This is a genomic window from Streptomyces daqingensis (genome assembly GCF_014645895.1).
Classification (GTDB): Bacteria; Actinomycetota; Actinomycetes; order Streptomycetales; family Streptomycetaceae; genus Streptomyces; species Streptomyces daqingensis.
Genome location: NZ_BMMP01000013.1, coordinates 1 through 20,787 on the forward strand (window position 1 = coordinate 1; position 20,787 = coordinate 20,787).

The window sequence follows — 20,787 nt, forward strand, 5'->3', positions numbered from 1 at the left end:
GCTACAGCTCCCGCGCGATACGGACCTGGCTGCGACGCCGCGGCATCAGCCACACCATCCCCGAGCGGGCCGACCAGATTCGCAACCGGCTCCGGCGCGGCAGCCGAGGTGGGCGCCCGCCGGCCTTCGACAAGCAGCTCTACAAGCAGCGCAACGTCGTGGAACGGTGCTTCAACCGCCTCAAGCAATGGCGCGGCATCGCAACCCGCTACGACAAGACCGCCGAGTCCTACCAAGCAGCCGTCACCCTCGCATCGCTCCTGATGTGGGCCTGACATTTGAAGACAGCCCCTAGCGGCTCTCACCTCGAACGGCACCTGCCGGCCCGCACGGGACCGGCAGGAGGCGTCCGGCCGTAGCCGGCGCGACGTGGGCGGTGCTCAGTAGTAGTAGCCGTTGCCCCCGGTGCCGTACCCGTTCGGGTCGTACGGGTAGGACTGCTGCGGCTCCGGCTCCATCGGCTCGTTGGGGTCCCGCTGCTGGGGCACCCACACGCCACCACCGCCGGTGGGCGCCTGCGGGAAGTACGACTGCTCGGTGTACGTGGCGCCGCCGCCGTAGGAGAGGCCGTAGCCGTCGGTGGCGAATCCGTCCGCGCCGTAGCCGTACGGCGACTGCTGGGGCGGCTGCTGGGCGCCGTAGTCCTGTTGCTGCTGCTCGGGACCGGGGTATCCGTAGCCGTCGAACTGGACGCCGGAGTACCCGCCGTTGGCGTCGTAGCCGTAGTACGGGTCCGCGTAGGCGGCGTACTGCTGCTGGGGGACTTCCTGGCCCTGGCCCGGGTACATGCCCGGCTGCTCGGGGCTGGGGTATCCGTAGCCGCCGAGGGTGAACTCGCCCGTCTCGTCCGGCATGGGGCCGGGCTGGTAGACGGGGACGGGCTCCTCCCCGCCCAGCTGCTGGCCGTAGCCGTTGACCGCCTGGAACTGGCCGGTGTCGTAGGAGACGGTCTCGTAGCCCTGGCGCTCGTAGCCGTTCGTGGCGAAGGTGTCGGCCCCGGGGAAGCTCTGGGCCTCGAAGCCGTTCGCCCCGGCGCCGCCGTCGAAGCCGTTTGCCTGGAAGCCGCTGGTGTCGAAACCGTTGGCCTCGAAGCCGTTGGTCTCGTAGCCGTTCGCCTCGTACCCGTTGCCGTTGATCTGGCCGTTCCCGTCGTAGCGGTTCGAGCCGTAGTCGTCCCCGCCGAAGCCGCTCATGCTCATGGCGGCGGTGCTCTCGAGGGAGTCGCTGTCGTACCGGTTGGCGCGCAGCCCTCCGGTCGTCTCCATGGGACTGGCGTCGTACCGGCTCATGCTCAGCGCGCCGGTGTTCTCCATGCTGTCCGCGCCGAAGGCGCCCATACCCATGCCCATGCCGCTGGGCTGGAAGGCGTCGGACCCCGGGCCGGGGAGGGCGGCCTGCTCCGGCCCGCCCAGTTCGTTCCGCGGCGGGGCGGCGGCCGGCTCCGGCTCCGGCCCGTCCGCCTCGTCGTCACGGCGGCGGAAGTTCGTCCCCGGCAGGCCGTTGAGCGCCCAGCCCGCCGCGAAGCCGCGCCGGTAGGAGAGGGTGACGAAGGTCTGGCCGGTGGCGAAGGCGGCGATGCCCACCCCGATCACGATCACCGAGGGGATCAGCGCCCCCGCCACCACACCGAGAAAGCCGGTGAAGGCGAGCACACGCCAGCGGAGTCGCGCCTTGTACTGCAGCAAGACCTCGCCCAGTAGCCACAGCGCGACGATACCGAACGCGATGTAGAGGACTGTCCAGCCCATGTAAGCCCCCTCTTCTCACTGCTTCGGCCGGCCGCTCCGACTAGGACCGTTCGTGGAGACCAAGATTCTGATGGATTTCCAGGGTTGCCGTGGAGTTGTTGAGCGTAATGAAGTGAAGTCCGGGGACACCCTCGGCCAACAGCCTCGCACACAACTCCGTCGCGTACTCGATTCCGACCGAGCGTACCGCCGCGGGATCGTCCTCGACCGAACGGAGGCGCTCCGCCATCTCCGTCGGGATGGTCGCGTTGCTCAGCTGAGCGAACCGTTCGATCTGCTTCACGTTGGTGACCGGCATGATCTCCGGGATGATCGGAGTCTCGCAACCGGCCGCGACGGCGCTGTCGCGCAGCCGAAGGTAGTCCTCCGCGCGGAAGAACATCTGCGTGATCGCGTAATCGGCCCCCGCGCGGCACTTGTTGACGAAGTGTCGCACGTCGGTGTCCCAGTCGTCGGACCGCGGGTGCATCTCGGGGAAGGCGGCGACGCCGACGCAGAAGTCGCCCGACTCCTTGATCAGCTCCACCAGCTCGGACGCGTAGGTGAGCCCCTCCGGGTGCTTGATCCAGTCCCCCATCGGGTCCCCGGGAGGGTCGCCCCGCACCGCGAGCACGTTGCGGATGCCCGCGTCCGCGTACTGGCCGATGACGTTGCGCAGTTCCGAACGGGAGTGGTTGACGGCGGTGAGGTGGGCGACGGGGGTGAGTGTGGTCTCGGTGGCGATCCGCTCGGTGTTGCGGACGGTGCCCTCGCGGGAGGATCCGCCCGCGCCGTAGGTCACGGAGACGAAGGTCGGCGAGACCGCCTCGATCCGGCGCAGCGCGTTCCACAGCGAGCGTTCGCCCTTCTCCGTCTTGGGGGCGAAGAACTCGAACGAGTAGGAGCACTGTCCGGTCGCGAGCAGGTCACGCACCGTGGTCGTACGGTCTGTCCTGGTAGCTGAGATACCGATGGCCATGCTTGAAGGCTATCGGCCTTGGCTAGAGGGCAACCCGCCGTCGCCTGCCATTATCGCCTGTTCCGTCCTGCTCGGCGCCCACATGTCCCCGGAGCGGGCCGTGCGGGCGCGGGGCGGCCCGGCTCCGGCCGGGGAGCGGAAAAGGCGCAGCTCACAGGCCGGGCGGCGGCGGCCCGTCCCGCTCGCGCCCGGACGAGCGGCGCCTGTCGGCGCTAGTCGCCGACCGGTCGCCGGCCGTCCGCTTCGACCCGTTCGCGCAGCCGCACGGACAGCGCCGCGGCAGCGGCCTCCGGGTCCTCGGCGCCCGTGAGGACCCGGACGACGACGACCCGCCTGGCACCCGCGTCGAGTACCTCGTCGAGGTTGGAGGCGTCGATCCCGCCGATCGCGAACCAGGGCCGCGCCGGTGCGAGGGAGGCCGTGTACCGCACGAGGGGCAGCCCGGGGGCGGGACGGCCCGGCTTGGTGGGCGTCGGCCAGCACGGGCCGGTGCAGAAGTAGTCCACGCCCGGTTCCTCGACCGCCGCGTCGACCTCGGCCTCGGCGTGGGTGGAGCGGCCGATCAGCACGTCGTCGCCGACGAGGGCCCGTGCCGCCGGTACCGGGAGGTCCCCCTGGCCGAGGTGGAGCACGGCCGCGCCCGCGGCGTGCGCCACGTCCGCGCGGTCGTTGACGGCGAGCAGCTTGCCGCGGCGGCGGCAGGCGTCCGCGAAGACCTCCAGGTGGTCCAGCTCCTCAGCGGCCTCCAGCGACTTGTCCCGCAGCTGGACGATGTCGACGCCGCCCCGCAGGACCGCGTCCAGGAACTGCGGGAGGTCGCCCTGCTCCTTGCGGGCGTCGGTGCACAGGTACAGCCGCGCGTCGGCGAGCTGCTGGCGTATGGCGGCGGCGTCGGTGCTCATGACGTACCCCTGGGGCGTACGGGCCGGCCGGACGACCGGCCCGTACGCCCGTGGTTCGGTTTGACGGACGGGCGGTGGGAGGACGGGTGCGGCCGCGGGCGTACCCGCGGAGTGCGGGCACGTGCCGTGCGCCGCGCTGTTTCGCGCTACGCGGGCCCCGAGCGGTGGCGGGACAGCGGCCGACTGGGACGCCCGCTTCCCGGGCGCCCCGGTCACACGGGGGTTCGGGGGCGGCTCACACGGCGAGGGCCTGGGCGCGGCGCTTCACCTCGGTCCCGCGGTTCTCACGCAGGGCCTGTGCCGGGGTGCCGGGCAGGCTCTCGTCCTCCGTGAACAGCCACTCCAGCATCTCCTCGTCGCTGAAGCCGTCGTCCTTGAGGAGGGTGATCGTGCCGACGAGGCCCTTCACGATGCGGCCCGCGCCGATGAAGTCGGCGGGGACCTGGAGGGTTCTCCCCTCTCCTCGGCGGACGGCGATCAGCTGGCCCTCCTTGACGAGCTGCCGGGCGCGGGTCACCGGTACGTCCAGCTTCTCCGCGACGTCCGGGAGGGTGAGCCAGGCGGGGACGAGAGCATCGGTTTTCGCATCAATCTCTGTCACGCCTTCAAGCGTGCCATCCCGGTGTGACAGTCACTACTGTGCGGCGGCCACTGCGCGGGCTTCTTCGTCTACTTGACGGCCTTCTTCAGCGCCGCTTCCGCGTCGGCCAGCACCTTTCCGTCGACCTTGAGCCCGCGTTCCATGATCTTTCTGCCCTGGGCGAGGTCGCGCGGGCGGCCCACCGCCAGCAGTGCGGTGAGAGATCCGTCACGCAGCCAGCAGACCGACCAGGCGGCCTCCGCCGGGTCGCCGCGGTAGACGATCTCGTCCTCCGCCGCGTGGTGTCCGGCGTACTGCACGAACCTGCCGAACTGCTCCGACCAGAAGTAGGGGACGGGGTCGTAGACGGACCGCTCCGCCGCACTGTCCGCGAAGCGTTCGGCCGTGATGTTCTCCGCCACCACCCGCGGCCCCTGCAGGGCGTTGTCCCAGTGGTGCACGAGCAGCCGCTCGCCGTAGCGGGCGGAGGGGAAGGACGCGCAGTCGCCGACCGCGTAGACGTGCGGGGCGGTAGTCCGCAGCCATTCGTCCGCGCGGACAGCGCCGCGCTCGTCCAGTTCGACGGCGGAGCCGGTGAGCCAGCCGGTGGCGGGCCGTGAGCCGATGCCGACCAGCACGGCGTCGGCGCTCAGCCGCGTACCGTCGGCGAGCTGCACGCCCCCGGGGTCGACTGTCCGCACGGCGACGCCTGTGCGCAGTTCCGCACCGCTCTGCGCGTACCAGTCGCGCATGTGCGACGCGACTTCCGCGGGCAGTGCGCCGGGCAGCGGCTGCCCGGCGGCTTCCACGACGGTGACGGCGCAGCCGGCTTCCCGTGCGGCCGTGGCGAACTCCGCGCCGATCCAGCCCGCTCCCACGACCAGGACGGTGCCCCGTGCGGCCAGCACGGGCCGGAGCCGGGCGGCGTCGTCCAGAGTGCGCAGCAGATGGACGCGCTCGACGTCCTCGCTGCCGGGGAGCGTGCGCGGTGCGGCGCCGGTGGCGATGACGAGCTGGTCGTAGGGCACCTCGCCGGAGCCGGTCTCCACCAGTCGCTCGGACGTGCGCAGTCCGGTCACACCGCGCCCGAGTTCCAGTTCGACGTCGAGCGCGCCGAAGTCGATGTCGAACGACGAGCCCTCGGCCTTGCCCAGCAGCACTGCCTTGGACAACGGCGGCCTGTCGTACGGCGGATGCGACTCGTCGCCGATCAGCTTGATCGCGCCGGGCCATCCGCGCTCGCGCAGTTGGACGGCCGTCTGCACTCCCGCCATGCCCGCACCGACGATGACGGCCCGCTGGCTGCTCCGACTGTCACTCACACGGCCAACTCTATGCCGCTGCCCGCACCCGCAGGGACGGCCGCCGGGCGTCTGTCCGCACCGGGCAGCCCACAGTTGCGGGACGGCGCAGTACGCTGGCCGAGGTGCCTCCTGCACGACGTGCGGGACGCGGCCGAACAGAGACGACATACGCGGGAGTCCGGCGCACCGGGCTGAGAGGGAGGCGGGCGGCCTCCGACCGTACGAACCTGATCCGGGTCATTCCGGCGAAGGGAGACACAGCGTTTCCATGCGCCCTAGCAGCACACCGCAGTCCGCCGGTTCCCCATGTGACTCCGGCGCCGTCGCACGCCCAGAGGGCCGGTCCACTGTCCGTGGCGCCGCGCGCCCTGGTGAACGTCCCGACGTGGTGGTCGCCGGCGGCGGCCTCATCGGACTCGTCACCGCGTGGCGAGCGGCTCAGCGCGGCCTGACGGTCGCTGTCGTGGACCCCGCACCGGGCGGCGGCGCCGCGCGGGTGGCGGCGGGCATGCTCGCCGCGGTCACCGAGCTGCACTACGGCGAGGAGGCGCTGCTCGGCCTCAATCTCGCCTCGGCCGCGCGCTATCCGGACTTCACCGCGGAACTCGAGGAGGCGAGCGGCGAAGAGATCGGGTACCGCTCCTGCGGCACCCTGGCCGCCGCCTTCGACGCCGACGACCGCGCCGCCCTGCGGGAACTGCACACGCTGCAGCAGCGGTGCGGGCTGGACTCGCAGTGGCTCACCGGCAGGGAGTGCCGCCGGCTGGAGCCGATGCTCGCTCCGTCGGTGCGGGGCGGGCTGCGCGTGGACGGCGACCACCAGGCGGACCCGCGGCGGCTGGCTGCCGCGCTGCTGTCGGCGTGCGAGCGGTCGGGGGTGCGCTTCGTCCGTGCGTCCGCCGCGCGCCTGTCCGTCGAGGCCGGCCGGGCAACCGGCGTGGTGCTGGAGGACGGCACTGCGGTGCGGGCCGAGCAGACAGTCCTCTCGCTCGGCTCGTACGCTGCGCGGCTGAACGGGATGCCGCCGGAGGTCGTTCCGCCGGTGCGGCCCGTCAAGGGGCAGGTGGTGCGGCTGCGCATGCCGCCGTCCCGCTACGGCCCGTTCCTCTCGCGCACCGTTCGCGCTGTCGTACGCGGCGGCCACATCTACCTGGTGCCCCGCGCCACCGGCGAGCTGGTGATCGGTGCGACGAGCGAGGAGATGGGCTGGGACACGACCGTCACGGCGGGCGGCGTGTACGAACTGCTGCGCGACGCCCACGAGCTCGTCCCCGGCCTGACCGAGCTGCCGCTGGAGGAGACCTGTGCCGGGCTGCGGCCCGCGTCGCCCGACAACGCGCCGCTGCTGGGGCCCACCGCGCTGCCGGGCCTCCATCTGGCGGCGGGCCACTACCGCAACGGCGTCCTCCTCACGCCGGTCACGGGCGACGCCATGGGCGAGTTGCTCGCCACGGGCGAAGTTCCCGAACTGGTACGGCCGTTCAGTCCCACGAGGTTCACCGGCGAGCAACCGCACCGCACACCGGGCGCCGCGCCCGCGCCTACGCCTACGACCAGCACGTGACAGGAGCTACCACCATGACGACCTCCCCGTCCCCCTCGGCGACCGTGACCCTCTCGGTGAACGGCGCGTCCCGCGACGTCGCCCGCGGCTGCACCCTCGGCGAGCTGGTCGCCTCGTTCACGGCGGCGCCGTCCGGAGTCGCCGCCGCCGTGAACGAGAACGTCGTGCCGCGAGGAGAGTGGCCCGCCCGGGAGCTCGTGCAGGGCGACCGCGTAGAAGTACTGACAGCCGTCCAGGGAGGCTGACCCGCCATGACAGACACCGCTTCCTTCGCCCCGGCCGCGCCGGCCGCCCCCGCACCGCACGCGGGGGCCCCCGCACAAGCCGCACCCCCCGCCGGGGATCCGCTCGTCATAGGCGGCCGCTCGTTCACCTCCCGGCTGATCATGGGGACGGGCGGCGCGCCCAGCCTCGACGTGATGGAGCAGTCCCTGCTGGCGTCGGGCACCGAGCTGACGACGGTCGCGATGCGCCGTCTCGACCCGGGAGTCCAGGGCTCCGTCCTGTCCGTCCTGCAGAGGCACGGCATCCAGGTGCTGCCGAACACCGCGGGCTGCTACACGGCCGGGGACGCGGTCCTCACGGCCCGGCTCGCCCGCGAGGCGCTCGGCACCGACTGGGTCAAGCTCGAAGTGATCGCCGACGAGCACACCCTGCTGCCCGACCCGGTCGAACTCCTGGACGCCGCCGAGACGTTGGTCGACGACGGTTTCACCGTGCTTCCGTACACGAACGACGACCCCGTGCTGGCCCGGAAGCTGGAGGACGCCGGCTGCGCGGCGGTCATGCCGCTGGGATCGCCGATCGGGTCGGGGCTCGGCATCCGCAATCCGCACAACTTCCAGCTCATCGCGGAGCGTGCCACTGTCCCCGTCATCCTCGACGCGGGTGCCGGAACGGCGTCCGACGTCGCCTTCGCCATGGAGCTCGGCTGCGCGGCGGTGATGCTGGCCTCGGCGGTGACGCGGGCGCAGGAGCCCGTGGTGATGGCCGAGGCGATGCGGCACGCGGTGGCGGCGGGCCGGCTGGCCCGGCGGGCCGGACGGATCCCGCGCCGCCACTACGCCGAGGCGTCCTCGCCCACGGAGGGCGTCGCCGCCTTCGACCCGGAACGGCCCGCCTTCGGCGGCTGAGACCGGGTCTTCGACGGCTGAGGCCGGGCCGTCGGCGGGCAGGGCCCGGGGGACGAGGGGCACGGGTGCCCGGGAAACCCGCCGTACGGGAGGCCCGGAATTCCGTGCCGGATTCGCGACGCGCTTTCCCACACCTAAAACCCAAAAAGGGCAATACGGACTATTCGTGTCACCGTTCGGCTTCATTGCCCGTTCCGCGGCCGTCCACGGATTTTCGTCCGGTGCACGACTCGTAGACTCGTCCGCGATGGATACGAGCCTTCAGGACCACTCCTCCGGGGCGGCCGGGGAGACCCCGCCGGTCGGCCAGGTGCTCGACGGCCGCTACCGCGTCGAGTCACGCGTCGCCGTCGGCGGCATGGCAACGGTCTACCGCGCCGTGGACCTGCGGCTCGACCGCGAGCTGGCCCTGAAGGTCATGCACCCCTCGCTCGCGGCCGACGCCGCCTTCGTGGACCGCTTCATCCGCGAGGCCAAATCCGTGGCCCGCCTCGCGCACCCCAACGTCGTCGGCGTCTACGACCAGGGCGCGGACGGCACGTACGTCTACCTGGCCATGGAGTACGTGTCGGGCTGCACCCTCCGTGACGTGCTGCGCGAGCGCGGCGCGCTCCAGCCGCGCGTCGCCCTCGACATCCTCGAACCGATGCTGGCGGCTCTCGGCGCCGCCCACCACGCCGGCATGGTCCACCGCGACATGAAGCCGGAGAACGTCCTGATCGGCGACGACGGCCGCGTGAAGGTCGCCGACTTCGGGCTCGTGCGGGCAGTCGACAGCCAGACGTCCGTGGGGACCGACTCCATCCTCGGCACCGTCTCCTACCTCGCCCCCGAGCAGATCGAGCACGGCACGGCCGACACCCGTACCGACCTCTACGCGTGCGGCGTGATGCTCTACGAGATGCTGACGGGAGCGAAACCGCACGCGGGGGGCACGCCCGCCCAGGTCCTCTACCAGCACCTGCAGGAAGCGATGCCCGTCCCGTCGGCGTCCGTTCCGGGACTGGCCCCGGGCCTGGACGCCCTGGTCGCACGGGCCACCGGGCGCGACCCCGACAGCCGTCCGTACGACGCGGGCGCGATGCTCTCCGAGGCCCGCGCCATGCGGGCGATGCTCACGGACGCCGAACTGGACGCCGTCCCGCCGCAGGCCACGGGCGCCGGGACGGGCCACGCCGGGCCGGAGGAGCGTACGAGCGTGCTCCCCCGCCCCGCGGACCGGTACGGCGCCTACAGCCACGGCGACGACGACGCGCTCAACCGCACCGCCCGCTTCGCCGCTCCCCCGCCGGACGAACCGCCCCACGCCCACCAGGGCGGCCCCGGCGGGCGGCGCGCCGGAGGGCGGGTCTTCCTCGTGACGCTCGCCGTGGTGCTGCTGATGCTGGTGGGCACGGGCGTGTGGTACATCAACTCCGGCCAGTTCACCCGGACTCCCGCAGTGCTGGACAAGACCGAGGCCGAGGCCCGGAAGGTCATGGACGGCTCGGGTCTCGACGTCAAGATCAGCCGCGACTACAGCGAGCGCGTCGACCGCGGGCACGTCATCGACACCGATCCGGACCCGGGCTCCCGCATCCGCAGGACAGGGACCGTCACCCTCGTCGTCTCGCGCGGCCCCGAGATCGTGAAGGTCCCGGACCTGGCCGGTACGCCGCTGGCCGAGGCGAAGAGCAAGCTCAAGCGGGCGGGCCTGGAGCCCGGCGTGGTCAAGCGCGAGTTCAGCGAGGACACCGCGCAGGGGGCCGTCGTCGGCACCCGTCCCGACAGCGGCTCCGAACTGCGCCCCGGCAGCCCCGTGGCGCTGACCGTCTCCAAGGGCACCCCGGTCGACGTGCCGGACGTGGTGGGGGACGACGCGGACAGCGCCCGTGAGGACCTCGAGGAAGAGGGGCTGAAGGTACGGGTCGCGGAGAAGCGCGTCTTCTCCGAGGAGGACGAGGGCGAGGTCGCCCGCCAGTCCCCGTCCGAGGGCAGCGAGGCCGCCGAGGGCGACACCGTCACGATCACGATCTCCAAGGGCCAGGACCTGGTGGAGGTACCCGACGTGGAGGACCTGGACAAGGACAAGGCCCGCCGGAAGCTGCGGGAGGCGGGCTTCGACGTCACCGTGCGCCGCCTCTTCATCGGCGACAAGGTCTTCAACCAGTCCCCCGACGCCGGCAAGGAGGCTCCGCGCGGCTCCCGCGTGACCCTCTGGCTCCGCTGACGGCGCCCTCGGAGGGGGCGCGCGGAAGGTACGACGTCGCGGGGAGGCACGCGCGGGCGTGTGAAGGGGCCGCAGCGTAGCGCTTCCCGCCCCGTTCGGGCCCTGCGAGCAGCGGCCGGTGCCCGTCCGGGAGGCGGGGAAACGCCGCCTCGCGTGTGACACCGGACATAGGGCCCACATCACGTACGAGGTCCTTTAGTGCCTCCGGAGCGCCCCATCTCGCGCGCAGAACACGGGAAATGAGCTCCTTCTCCGCCCGGAACGCGTCCGGTGATAACGAGCCGGGATAGTACGTCACACCTTTGTGTTGTCTTTTACGAACCTCTAAGAATTGCCTTCGGTCGCATACGCCGGGGTCCCGAACTCGGCGTACACCGCCTTTCCCGGCCTCTGCGACGCACGCAATGTTGAAAGGTTCGCTCACAATGCCCAGCATTCTCGGCTACGTCCGCAACCCCAAGTTCACGCGTATCTCCGCCGCAGGTATATCGGCCGCCGGTGCGGCAGCTCTCGCGTTCACCGTCATTCCCGGCTCGGCGGACGCAGGTGACAAGTCCCAGTCCGCCGCCAAGAAGGTCACGGCCTCGCAGAAATCATCCAGTCCCGATTCGCCCCGGGACAGGGCCGAACTGAAGGCCGCCAAGCAGGGCACCCTGGACTCCGACGTCCAGCGCTCGGGCGACGTCGTCGCGGCTCAGAAGGAAGGCGTGGCCAAGCAGAAGGCCGTGGCCTCCGAGCGCGCCGCCGCCGTCAAGGAGCAGGCCGACAAGAAGATCGCCGCCGCCGAGAAGGCGGAGAAGGAGCGCAAGGCCGAGGCGAAGGCCAAGGCCTCGCGTGACGCCAAGCGGGCCGCCGCCAAGCCGACCTACCCGAACAACCTGGACGGGTGGATCCGCGAGGCCATGGCCATCATGAAGAAGCACAACATCCCCGGCTCCTACGAGGGCATCAAGCGGAACATCATCCGTGAGTCCGGCGGCAACCCCAACGCCGTCAACAACTGGGACATCAACGCGCAGAACGGCACCCCGTCCAAGGGTCTGCTGCAGACCATCAAGCCCACCTTCGACGCCTACCACGTCGAGGGCACGTCCACCGACATGACCGACCCCGTGGCCAACATCGTGGCCGCCTGCAACTACGCGGCCGACCGCTACGGTTCGATGGACAACGTCAACTCGGCATACTGAGGGTGTGACGGACAAGCGACAGCGCAATCCCATTGGCGGCCACGTCCCCGTAGCTGGGGGGCTGGCCGCCTCTGGCATTTCCTATGCAGACGACATCGGCGCGGAAGCGGTACAGGTATTCGTCGCCAACCCGCGCGGCTGGGCGACGACTTCCGGAAAGCCCGAACAGGACGAGAAATTCCGCGACGCGTGCGCCGAACGCGGAGTCCCCGCATACGTCCACGCGCCCTACCTCATCAATTTCGGCTCGCACACCCAGGCGACCGCGGACAACTCCGTTTCCTCTCTTCGGCATTCACTGCGCCGCGGCCGGGAAATCGGAGCGCGGGGCGTCGTGGTGCACACGGGCGCGGCCACCGGCGGCCGGTCCCGCGAAACCGCCCTCGCCCAGGTGAAGTTGCTTCTCCGGCCGGTCCTCGAGGACCTGACGGACGACGATCCGTGGCTGCTCCTGGAACCGACCGCGGGACAGGGATTCTCCCTCTGCTCCCAAGTCGGCGAACTCGAACCGTACTTCGAGGCCCTCGGCCGCCATCCGCGGCTCGGGGTCTGCCTCGACACGTGCCACGTCTTCGCCGCAGGCCACGATCTGGCCGCGCCCGGCGGTGTGAAGCGGACGCTCGACGAGTTGGAGGCCGTGACGGGCCCCGGACGCCTCAAGCTCATCCACGCGAACGACTCGAAGGACGTCGCGGGCGCGCACAAGGACCGGCACGCCAACATCGGCGCGGGCCACATCGGCACGGACCCGTTCGCCGAGTTGATGGTCCACCCGGCCACCGAGGGTGTGCCTCTCGTCATCGAGACCCCCGGCCGTAAGGAGGGCCACGCGGCGGATGTGGCGCGGCTGAAGGAACTGCGGGAACGCCGATGACGGCGCGGGAGCACACTCCGGCCCCCTGGGGGACGGCGGCACGGGCGACGCTGCACTGCCTCACAGGGTGCGCTGCGGGCGAGGTCGCCGGCATGGCCATCGGCACCGCACTGCGCTGGCACGACGTGCCGACCATGGCGACGGCCATCGCTCTCGCCTTCGTCTTCGGCTACAGCCTCACCGTCTTCGCGGTGCTGCGCGCGGGAGTCAGCCTGAGGGCCGCCGTCAAGGTGGCCCTGGCCGCGGACACCGTGTCGATCGTGATCATGGAGATCACCGACAACACGGTCCTCGCGCTCGTCCCCGGGGCGCTGGACGCCCACCTGGCGGACGGGCTCTTCTGGGCGTCCCTCGCGGCGTCCTTCGCGGTGGCCTTCGTCGTCACGACACCCGTGAACCGCTGGCTGATCGGGCGGGGCAGGGGCCATGCGGTGGTCCACGCCTACCACTGAGAGCCCGGCGCCCGGCCGCCGTCCCGCGCCGGCCGGGCGCTACGGGGCCGCTCCCGGGGCCGGCGGAGCGCCTACAGCTCGGGGCCGTCGCCGGGTTCCTCCTGGTAGGAGTACCGCTGCTCCCGCCAGGGGTCGCCGATGTTGTGGTAGCCGCGCTCCTCCCAGAAGCCGCGGCGGTCGGTGGTCATGTACTCCACGCCGCGCACCCACTTGGGCCCCTTCCAGGCGTAGAGCTGCGGGACCACGAGCCGGAGCGGGAACCCGTGTTCGGCGGTGAGGAGTTCGCCCGCGCGGTGGGTGGCGAAGAGCGTGGTGCGCGCCTCGAAGTCCGCGAGACGCAGATTCGAGCTGAAGCCGTACTCCGCCCAGACCATGACGTGGGTGACGTCCTCCGCGGGCGGCGCCAGTTCCAGGACGTCGCGGGCGAGGACACCGCCCCACTCGACACCGGTCATGCTGAACTTGGTCACGCAGTGCAGATCGGCGACCACGGTGTCGTACGGCAGCGCCGAGAACTGCTCGTGGTCCCAGGAGTGCTTCTCGCCGTCCGCCGTCGCTCCGAAGACCCGGAAGTCCCACTTCTCGGGCCTGAACTTCGGCACGGGGCCGTAGTGCGTGACCGGCCAGCCGCGCTGGAGACGCTGACCCGGCGGAAGCGGTTGCTGCTCCCCCTCACGACTCTCCGGCTCGCCCATCTCCCCATGGTGACAGACCCTGCCGCAGCCGCTTTCCCGCACCCCGTCCGCGCGGTGTTCGAGGCGCTTCCGCACGCCAATTCGGGCGAATTCGGTAAGCCTACTCTTACTGGACCAGTCCGCCACACGGTGCGAGGATGCGCAGGCGCGCGCATGTCCGTGATCTCTCCATCCCTGGAAGGAGCCCACAGCTATGCAGGGCGATCCCGAGGTCATCGAGTTCCTCAATGAGCAACTGACTGCCGAGCTCACCGCCATCAACCAGTACTTCCTGCACGCCAAGATGCAAGAACACAACGGCTGGACGAAGCTCGCGCGGTACACCAGGGCCGAGTCCTTCGACGAGATGCGTCACGCCGAGCGCCTCACGGACCGGATCCTGTTCCTCGACGGGCTGCCCAACTACCAACGGCTCTTCCATGTAAACGTCGGGCAGACGATCACCGAGATGTTCACCGCGGACCGGCAGATCGAGGTGGAGGCCATCGACCGGCTGAAGCGCGGCGTCGAAGTCATGCGCGCCAAGGGCGACATCACGTCGGCGAACATCTTCGAGGAGATCCTCGCCGACGAGGAGCACCACATCGACTACCTGGACACGCAGCTCGCACTGATCGAGAAGTTGGGCGAGCCGCTCTACATCGCGCAGCTCATCGAGCAGGAAGCGCCTTCGGAAGGCTCCTCGGCAGGCTGAGGCAGGCACTCCGCCTGACGCCGGCCCCGGCCGGCTCCGGCAACACGCACGAGCGTCCCGTGTCCTCATGGACACGGGACGCATTGCTGAGTGAGGCGGTCTAGGGGCTGTCTGACAAATGGCGCCGTTCGCCCGGAGGGCGGGGCTCGCGTCGTCTGGTGCGTGCGGATGCAAGGCGGAGGTCCGTCCTCGTAGTGGGCTACTCGGTCGGTCCGACAACGCAGCAGACGTGCGTGCCAGGCGGCGCGAGCCAGGCGGGATTTGTCAGACAGACCCTAAGCCGCTTCGGCGACGCCGGCCCTCTCGTCCTCACCGCGGAAGGCCTCGGCGGCGAGTGCGGCAGGCATGCTCACCGCCGGCTCGGTCTCCTCCAGCTGCCTGCGCGGGCAGCCGCCGCGTCCGAGAAGCCCCTGGATGCGCCGCACGCACGATCCGCAGTCGGTTCCGGCCTTGCTGGCCGAGGCGATCTGTCGCGGTGTACAGGCTCCGGCCTCCGCGTGCTCGCGGACCTGCCGCTCCGTGATTCCGAAGCAGGAGCAGACGTACACGCGCATCTCCTTCGCCCGGGGCCTGGCCGGGCGGGGTCGACTACCGCTCCGGCTTGATGAGGTTAACCTAACCTTACCTGCCGCGGGCTGTCCAGAAACACGGGATGGGGCCCGCATCACAGCAGCGATGCGGGCCCCATAGCGCGGTGCCTCGTCACTGGTCCCGGTACATCTCCGCGACCAGGAAGGCCAGATCGAGCGACTGGCTGCGGTTCAGCCGCGGGTCGCAGGCCGTCTCGTAGCGCTGGTGCAGATCGCCGACGAAGATCTCGTCGCCGCCGCCCACGCACTCCGTGACGTCGTCGCCCGTCAGCTCGACATGGATGCCGCCGGGGTGGGTGCCCGAGCCCTTGTGGACCTCGAAGAAGCCCTTGACCTCGTCCAGGACGTCGTCGAACCGGCGGGTCTTGTGCCCGCTCGCTGCCTCGAAGGTGTTCCCGTGCATGGGGTCGCAGACCCACACGACCTGCGCGCCGGAGGCGCTGACCTTCTCGACGAGAGTGGGCAGCCGGTCGCGGATCTTGTCCGCTCCCATGCGGGTGATGAAGGTGAGCCGCCCGGGCTCGCGGTCCGGGTCGAGGCGGTCGATGAGCGTGAGCGCCTCCTCCGGAGTGGTCGTCGGGCCGAGCTTCACACCGACCGGGTTGCGCACCTGGGCGGCGAACTCGATGTGGGCGCCGTCCAGTTGTCGCGTGCGCTCACCGATCCACACCATGTGGCCCGAGACGTCGTACAGCTTTCCGCTGCGCGAGTCCGTGCGCGTCATGGCCGACTCGTAGTCGAGCAGCAGCGCCTCGTGCGAGGAGAAGAACTCGACGGTCTTCAGCTCCTCCGGGTCCGTGCCGCAGGCGTGCATGAACTTCAGCGCCTGGTCGATCTCGCGCGCCAGCGCCTCGTACCGCTGCCCGGACGGGGAGCGCTTCACGAAGTCCTGGTTCCAGGCGTGCACCTGACGCAGGTCGGCGTAGCCGCCGGTGGTGAAGGCGCGCACCAGGTTCAGCGTGGAGGCCGACGCCTGGTACATCCGCTTCAGCCGCTGCGGGTCCGGCCTGCGGGCCTCCTCGGTGAACTCGAAGCCGTTCACCGAGTCGCCGCGGTACGACGGCAGCGTCACACCGTCACGCGTCTCGGTCGGCTTCGAACGCGGCTTGCTGTACTGCCCGGCGATCCGGCCGACCTTGACGACGGGCACGGACCCGGCGTAGGTCAGGACGGCGCCCATCTGGAGCAGCGTCTTCAGCTTGTTGCGGATGTTGTCCGCGCTGACCTGGTCGAATGCCTCCGCGCAGTCGCCGCCCTGGAGCAGGAACGCCTCTCCCCGGGCGACGGCACCCAGACGGGCGCGCAGCTGGTCGCACTCGCCCGCGAAGACGAGGGGCGGATAGGACTCGAGCTCGGCGACGGTCTCGCGCAGAGCCTCGTGGTCCGGCCAGTCGGGCTGCTGCGCCGCGGGAAGGTCTCGCCAGGTGCGGGCACCGGCGTCGGGATTGGCGTTCACATTCACGCGCCCCAGGTTACGGGGTCACCCCGGCGGTCCCACCCGGCCGCCCGAGTGCTGAGACGGAAAGCACCCGCGCGGCCCGGCCTGCTGTAGGCTCCGCGCCATGCTCGCGCAGACCCGCCCCGTGCTTCCGCCGGAAGCACTCCTGAACAGCTGGTGGTGGACCGCTCATCCGGCGGCCCACTGACTGCGCGCGCACCACGACAGACCGACGACGCGATGGCCGCCCGAGGGGCGGCCATCAGCGTGTCCGCGGCCGTTCCTCCCTGCCTGACACCGCAGTGACCAGGAAGGAACGATCAGATGACCCATTCCGGAGAGAACCCCGGCGCGGCCGGGAAAGCCGCGGGCGGAGCCGGCGAGGACCGCGCGTGCGGGCCCGGTGCCGCTGCCGCGCTCGTCCGCCGCCTGCTGGACGAGGATGCTCCGCCCTTCGCGCTGCTGCGCAGACGTACGCCCGGACGTGACGCGGAGACCGTCGAGGTCCTCATCGGAGCGGTGCGGGAGGTGTCCGCGCTCGCCGGGATCCCCGGCGGCGGACGGGGCGCCCTCGCGCTCGTGCCCTTCCGGCAGATCCGCGAACGCGGCTTCGACGCGCGCGACGACGGCACGCCGCTTGCCGTCCTCGTCCCGGCGGAGGTGCACGAGCTGCCGCTGGGGGACGTCGTCGCGGCGCTGCCCGGCCGCCCGGTGAAGGTGGAGGACGGCGGGTTCGACGTCAGTGACGAGGCGTACGCGGAGACGGTCCGGCGCGTCGTCGGGGAGGAGATCGGCACGGGCGAGGGCGCCGACTTCGTCATCAGGCGCACGTACCGGGGCCGCATCGACGGGTTCGGGCGCGGCCATGCCCTCTCGCTGCTGCGGCGCCTGCTGACCGAGGAGAGAGGCGCGTACTGGACGTTCGCCGTGCACACAGGGGAACGCGTCCTGGTCGGGGCGAGTCCCGAGGTCCACGTGCGGGTGAGCGGCGGCACCGTGGTGATGAACCCCATCAGCGGCACGTACCGGTACCCGCCGGAGGGCCCCTCGGTGGAGGGCCTGCTCCGCTTCCTCGGCGACCGCAAGGAGCGCGAGGAGCTGTCGATGGTCGTCGACGAGGAGCTGAAAATGATGTGCGCCGTCGGGGACAAGGGCGGAGTGGTCGTCGGCCCGCGCCTGAGGGAGATGGCGCACCTGGCGCACACGGAGTACGAACTGCGGGGCCGCAGCACCCTGGACGTGCGCGAAGTGCTGCGCGAGACGATGTTCGCCGCGACCGTGACCGGCTCGCCCGTGGAGAACGCCTGCCGCGTCATCGGCCGCCACGAGCCGGACGGCAGGGGCTACTACGCGGGAGCGCTCGCGCTGATCGGCCGCGACGCGGGAGGGTCCCAGACCCTCGACTCCCCCATCCTCATCAGGACGGCCGACATCGACGCCCGCAGCGGGCAGCTGCGGGTCGCCGTCGGCGCCACGCTGGTCCGCGCCTCCGACCCGGCCGGCGAGGTCGCCGAGACGCACGCCAAGGCGGCCGCGGTGCTCAGCGCGCTCGGCGTACGCGAAGCTCCGTCCCGGAGGCCCGGGGTACGGCGTGAGACGCCGCGGCTGGCCGGCGATCCGCGGGTGCGTGCGGCGCTCCAGGCGCGCAGGGCGGACCTGGCGCCCTTCTGGCTGCGGATGCGGACGGGCGAGGAGCCCGGGCCCGCCGGCGCCGGACGGCCCGGCAGCGTCAGCACGGGACGGGAGGGCGCCGGTGTCCTCGTCGTGGACGGCGAGGACAGCTTCACCTCCATGCTCGCGCATCTGCTGCGCACCACCGGCGCCCGCGTCGAGGTGCGGCGCTACGACGAGCCGGGCCTGGACCGGGCCGCGCTCCGCCACGACGGGCCGGTCGTGCTCGGCCCCGGACCCGGCGACCCCCGCGAGACGTCCGCGAGGATGCGCGCGCTGCGCGGGCTCGCGGCGCTGCTGCTGCGCGAGCACCGGCACGGGCTGCTGGGGGTCTGCCTGGGGCATGAACTGCTCGGCGCCGAACTGGGGTTGGAGATCGTCCGGAAGGCGCGGCCCTACCAGGGGGCGCAGGAGGAGATCGACCTCTTCGGGCGGCGGGAGACAGTGGGCTTCTACAACTCCTACACCCTGCGCTGCGGCCCGGAGGACCCGGAAGACGGCATCCCGGGGCCCGGTGCCCTACCGGCGGGGGTGGAGGTCAGCCGCGACGCGGCGAGCGGGGAGGTGCACGCGCTGCGCGGGCCGGGCTTCGCCGGCGTGCAGTTCCACCCGGAGTCGGTACTGACCCTCGACGGACCGGGGATCGTCACGGAGCTGCTGGCCGGGCTCGTGCCGGCCGGGCGCTCCGGCAGCCGCTGAAGGGGCGGCGGGCCCGCCGCCGCAGTGGTCTGCGGCGGCGGGACGAGCGCCGGCCCGGACACCGGCCGTCCGGCCTCCGTGCGGATCGGCCGGCGCGGGGCCGCCCGACGCTCCCGCCGCTCAGCCGAAGAAGACGCTTGCCTCTTCGTACAGCTCCGGGTCGACGGTCTTCAGCTGCGCCGTCGCCTCCGAGATCGGCACCCTGACGATCCTGGTGCCCTCGAGGGCGACCATCTTCCCCCAGTCCTCGTCCCGCACGGCGTCGATGGCGTGCAGCCCGAAGCGGGTGGCGAGCCAGCGGTCGAAGGGCGTCGGGGTCCCGCCGCGCTGGGTGTGGCCCAGCACGGTCGTACGGGCCTCCTTGCCCGTCCGCTTCTCGATCTCCTTGGCCAGCCACTCGCCGACGCCGGAGAGCCGCACATGACCGAAGGAGTCGTGGGAGTCGTCCTTGAGGACCATGTCGCCGTCCTTGGGCATGGCGCCCTCCGCGATGACGACGATGGGGGCGTAGCTCGCCTTGAAGCGGGACTGGACGTAGCCGCACACCTCGTCGACGTCGAAGCGGCGCTCGGGGATGAGGATGCAGTTGGCGCCGCCCGCGAGGCCGGAGTGCAGGGCGATCCAGCCCGCGTGACGCCCCATCACCTCCACGACGAGCACCCGCATGTGGGACTCGGCCGTGGTGTGGAGCCTGTCGATCGCCTCCGTCGCGACGTTGACCGCGGTGTCGAAGCCGAACGTGTAGTCGGTGGCGGACAGGTCGTTGTCGATCGTCTTGGGCACGCCGATGCACTTGACGCCGAACTCGTCGGTGAGACGGGCCGCGACGCCGAGGGTGTCCTCACCGCCGATCGCGATGAGAGCGTCCACCTCGAACTTGGCGAGGTTGTCCTGGATCCGGCGGACCCCGTTCTCCTCCTTGAAGGGGTTGGTGCGGGAGGAGCCGAGGATCGTGCCGCCGCGCGGCAGGGTGCCGCGCACCGCGGGGATGTCGAGCCGGACGGTGTCCCCCTCCAGCGGGCCGCGCCAGCCGTCCCGGAAGCCGAGGAACTCGTAGTCGTACTCCTGGACGCCCTTGCGGACGACGGCCCTCATGACGGCATTGAGCCCGGGGCAGTCGCCGCCCCCGGTCAGCACTCCGACCCGCATGGGATCTCCCTTCTCACCGCCGCGCGACGCGCGACTCCGTACGCAACTGCGCACACGCTAGCGGTGATCCACATCACATGGGATGGTGCGGCGTGGATCTATTGCGGGTGTGACGGGACGGAACGGCGACAGCGCTGATCAGCGGCCCTACGCCCGTCCGGACGACCGGAACGCCGCCGGAGCCGTCCGCGCGGCGCGGCCGGCCGCGGCGTGCGGACGTCACTCCTCGTCGAGGCCCCGCTGTATCGCGTACCTCACCAGCTCCACGCGGTTGTGGAGCTGCAGCTTGCCCAGGGTGTTCTGCACGTGGTTCTGGACCGTGCGGTGCGAGATGACCAGGCGCTCGGCGATCTGCCGGTAGCTCAGCCCCTTCGCGACCAGCCGCAGAACCTCCGTCTCGCGGTCGGTCAGATGCGGCACGGCGGGCTCGTCCGGCCCGGCCGGGGGCGCGGGATCGGAGGCGAGCCTGCGGTACTCGCCGAGCACAAGCCCGGCGAGACCGGGCGTGAAGACGGGATCGCCCACAGCGGTACGGCGGACCGCGTCCTGCAGCTCCTCCATGCTCGCCGACTTCACCAGGTAGCCCGTGGCGCCGGACTTCACGGCCTCCAGGACGTCCGCGTGCTCGCCGCTCGCCGACAGCACCAGCACGCGCAGTTCGCTGCCCGCGCCGACCAGCCGGCGGCAGACCTCGACTCCCGGCAGGCCCGGCAGGTTGAGGTCGAGGACGAGGACGTCGGGTGCCGCCGCCCGCGCGCGCCGCACGGCCTGCGGGCCGTCGCCCGCCGTGGCCACGACGTCGAAGCCCGCCTCGCCGAGGTCGCGGGCGACCGCGTCCCGCCACATCGGGTGGTCGTCGACGACCATCACCCTGACCGGGCGCTGCTCGGGACGCTGCTTCTCGTCTTCCTGCGCCTTGTCCGTCTTCTCCATCGCG

The 20,787-nt window shown here is 71.5% G+C and carries 19 protein-coding genes, 1 pseudogene and 1 riboswitch; of the genes and pseudogenes, 10 read left to right on the top strand and 10 right to left on the bottom strand.

What is annotated here, in order from left to right:
- A partial coding sequence (locus tag IEY56_RS19315) for a transposase (protein WP_189038507.1) occupies nucleotides 1-275 on the top strand: 275 nt, incomplete at its 5' end.
- Nucleotides 276-1,496: 1,221 nt separating this feature from the next.
- Here IEY56_RS19315 and IEY56_RS29105 read toward each other — a convergent pair.
- The 5 genes and pseudogenes from IEY56_RS29105 to IEY56_RS19340 all read right to left on the bottom strand — a co-directional run.
- Nucleotides 1,497-1,748 (bottom strand): annotated as a pseudogene (locus IEY56_RS29105) (hypothetical protein); the annotation flags it as partial.
- A 40-nt stretch (nucleotides 1,749-1,788) separates the two neighbouring features.
- Nucleotides 1,789-2,706, bottom strand: coding sequence for a methylenetetrahydrofolate reductase [NAD(P)H] (gene metF, locus IEY56_RS19325; RefSeq protein WP_189038508.1), 918 nt, complete (start codon nucleotides 2,704-2,706; stop codon nucleotides 1,789-1,791).
- Between the two features lie 212 nt (nucleotides 2,707-2,918).
- Nucleotides 2,919-3,608, bottom strand: a complete 690-nt coding sequence (gene thiE / locus IEY56_RS19330; protein ID WP_189038509.1) for a thiamine phosphate synthase — start codon at nucleotides 3,606-3,608, stop codon at nucleotides 2,919-2,921.
- A 235-nt stretch (nucleotides 3,609-3,843) separates the two neighbouring features.
- Entirely contained in the window at nucleotides 3,844-4,209 is a 366-nt protein-coding gene (locus IEY56_RS19335) for an Rv2175c family DNA-binding protein (protein WP_045864131.1), read from the bottom strand.
- A gap of 68 nt (nucleotides 4,210-4,277) precedes the next feature.
- Nucleotides 4,278-5,510 carry an NAD(P)/FAD-dependent oxidoreductase gene (locus IEY56_RS19340; protein WP_373292132.1) on the bottom strand — a complete coding sequence of 411 codons (1,233 nt, stop codon included), beginning with the start codon at nucleotides 5,508-5,510 and terminating at the stop codon, nucleotides 4,278-4,280.
- Nucleotides 5,511-5,652: 142 nt separating this feature from the next.
- Nucleotides 5,653-5,763: riboswitch (TPP riboswitch) on the top strand.
- Here IEY56_RS19340 and thiO point away from each other — a divergent pair.
- The 7 genes from thiO to IEY56_RS19375 all read left to right on the top strand — a co-directional run bounded on the left by thiO (nucleotide 5,761) and on the right by IEY56_RS19375 (nucleotide 12,914).
- The gene (gene thiO / locus IEY56_RS19345; protein ID WP_189038511.1) at nucleotides 5,761-7,056 is read left to right on the top strand and encodes a glycine oxidase ThiO; all 1,296 of its coding nucleotides are present in this window, start codon (nucleotides 5,761-5,763) and stop codon (nucleotides 7,054-7,056) included. Its footprint overlaps the riboswitch before it by 3 nt.
- Before the next feature lie 14 nt (nucleotides 7,057-7,070).
- The gene (thiS, locus tag IEY56_RS19350; protein ID WP_189038512.1) at nucleotides 7,071-7,301 is read left to right on the top strand and encodes a sulfur carrier protein ThiS; all 231 of its coding nucleotides are present in this window, start codon (nucleotides 7,071-7,073) and stop codon (nucleotides 7,299-7,301) included.
- Between the two features lie 6 nt (nucleotides 7,302-7,307).
- Entirely contained in the window at nucleotides 7,308-8,189 is an 882-nt protein-coding gene (locus IEY56_RS19355) for a thiazole synthase (protein ID WP_189038513.1), read from the top strand.
- A 247-nt stretch (nucleotides 8,190-8,436) separates the two neighbouring features.
- A complete protein-coding gene (gene pknB / locus IEY56_RS19360; RefSeq protein ID WP_189038514.1) occupies nucleotides 8,437-10,398 on the top strand; it encodes a Stk1 family PASTA domain-containing Ser/Thr kinase in 1,962 nt (653 codons plus the stop codon).
- 425 nt (nucleotides 10,399-10,823) lie between these two features.
- Entirely contained in the window at nucleotides 10,824-11,588 is a 765-nt protein-coding gene (locus IEY56_RS19365; protein ID WP_189038515.1) for a transglycosylase SLT domain-containing protein, read from the top strand.
- 4 nt (nucleotides 11,589-11,592) lie between these two features.
- Nucleotides 11,593-12,462: a deoxyribonuclease IV gene (locus IEY56_RS19370; RefSeq protein ID WP_189038516.1), complete on the top strand. Its 870-nt coding sequence runs from the start codon at nucleotides 11,593-11,595 to the stop codon at nucleotides 12,460-12,462.
- Entirely contained in the window at nucleotides 12,459-12,914 is a 456-nt protein-coding gene (locus IEY56_RS19375) for a DUF4396 domain-containing protein (protein ID WP_189038517.1), read from the top strand. The genes IEY56_RS19370 and IEY56_RS19375 overlap by 4 nt, the downstream gene beginning before the upstream one ends.
- A 71-nt stretch (nucleotides 12,915-12,985) precedes the next feature.
- On the opposite strand, the gene IEY56_RS19380 is transcribed toward IEY56_RS19375, so the two are convergent.
- Nucleotides 12,986-13,609: a sulfite oxidase-like oxidoreductase gene (locus IEY56_RS19380; protein WP_189038518.1), complete on the bottom strand. Its 624-nt coding sequence runs from the start codon at nucleotides 13,607-13,609 to the stop codon at nucleotides 12,986-12,988.
- A 193-nt stretch (nucleotides 13,610-13,802) separates the two neighbouring features.
- Between IEY56_RS19380 and bfr the strand changes: the two genes are divergently transcribed.
- The gene (gene bfr, locus IEY56_RS19385; protein WP_189038519.1) at nucleotides 13,803-14,303 is read left to right on the top strand and encodes a bacterioferritin; all 501 of its coding nucleotides are present in this window, start codon (nucleotides 13,803-13,805) and stop codon (nucleotides 14,301-14,303) included.
- Between the two features lie 275 nt (nucleotides 14,304-14,578).
- On the opposite strand, the gene IEY56_RS19390 is transcribed toward bfr, so the two are convergent.
- Together IEY56_RS19390 and IEY56_RS19395 are read right to left on the bottom strand one after the other, a co-directional pair.
- A complete protein-coding gene (locus IEY56_RS19390; RefSeq protein WP_189038520.1) occupies nucleotides 14,579-14,851 on the bottom strand; it encodes a (2Fe-2S)-binding protein in 273 nt (90 codons plus the stop codon).
- A gap of 154 nt (nucleotides 14,852-15,005) precedes the next feature.
- Nucleotides 15,006-16,355, bottom strand: a complete 1,350-nt coding sequence (locus IEY56_RS19395) for a class II 3-deoxy-7-phosphoheptulonate synthase (protein ID WP_189038521.1) — start codon at nucleotides 16,353-16,355, stop codon at nucleotides 15,006-15,008.
- Between the two features lie 300 nt (nucleotides 16,356-16,655).
- Between IEY56_RS19395 and IEY56_RS19400 the strand changes: the two genes are divergently transcribed.
- Nucleotides 16,656-18,701 carry an anthranilate synthase family protein gene (locus tag IEY56_RS19400; RefSeq protein ID WP_189038522.1) on the top strand — a complete coding sequence of 682 codons (2,046 nt, stop codon included), beginning with the start codon at nucleotides 16,656-16,658 and terminating at the stop codon, nucleotides 18,699-18,701.
- Between the two features lie 120 nt (nucleotides 18,702-18,821).
- Here the strand turns inward: IEY56_RS19400 and IEY56_RS19405 are convergent, their stop codons facing one another.
- Nucleotides 18,822-19,850 (bottom strand): 6-phosphofructokinase, encoded by a 1,029-nt coding sequence (locus tag IEY56_RS19405; RefSeq protein ID WP_189038523.1) that lies wholly within the window; start codon nucleotides 19,848-19,850, stop codon nucleotides 18,822-18,824.
- 219 nt (nucleotides 19,851-20,069) lie between these two features.
- Nucleotides 20,070-20,783: a response regulator gene (locus tag IEY56_RS19410; protein WP_045864385.1), complete on the bottom strand. Its 714-nt coding sequence runs from the start codon at nucleotides 20,781-20,783 to the stop codon at nucleotides 20,070-20,072.
- Between the last annotated feature and the right edge of the window lie 4 nt (nucleotides 20,784-20,787).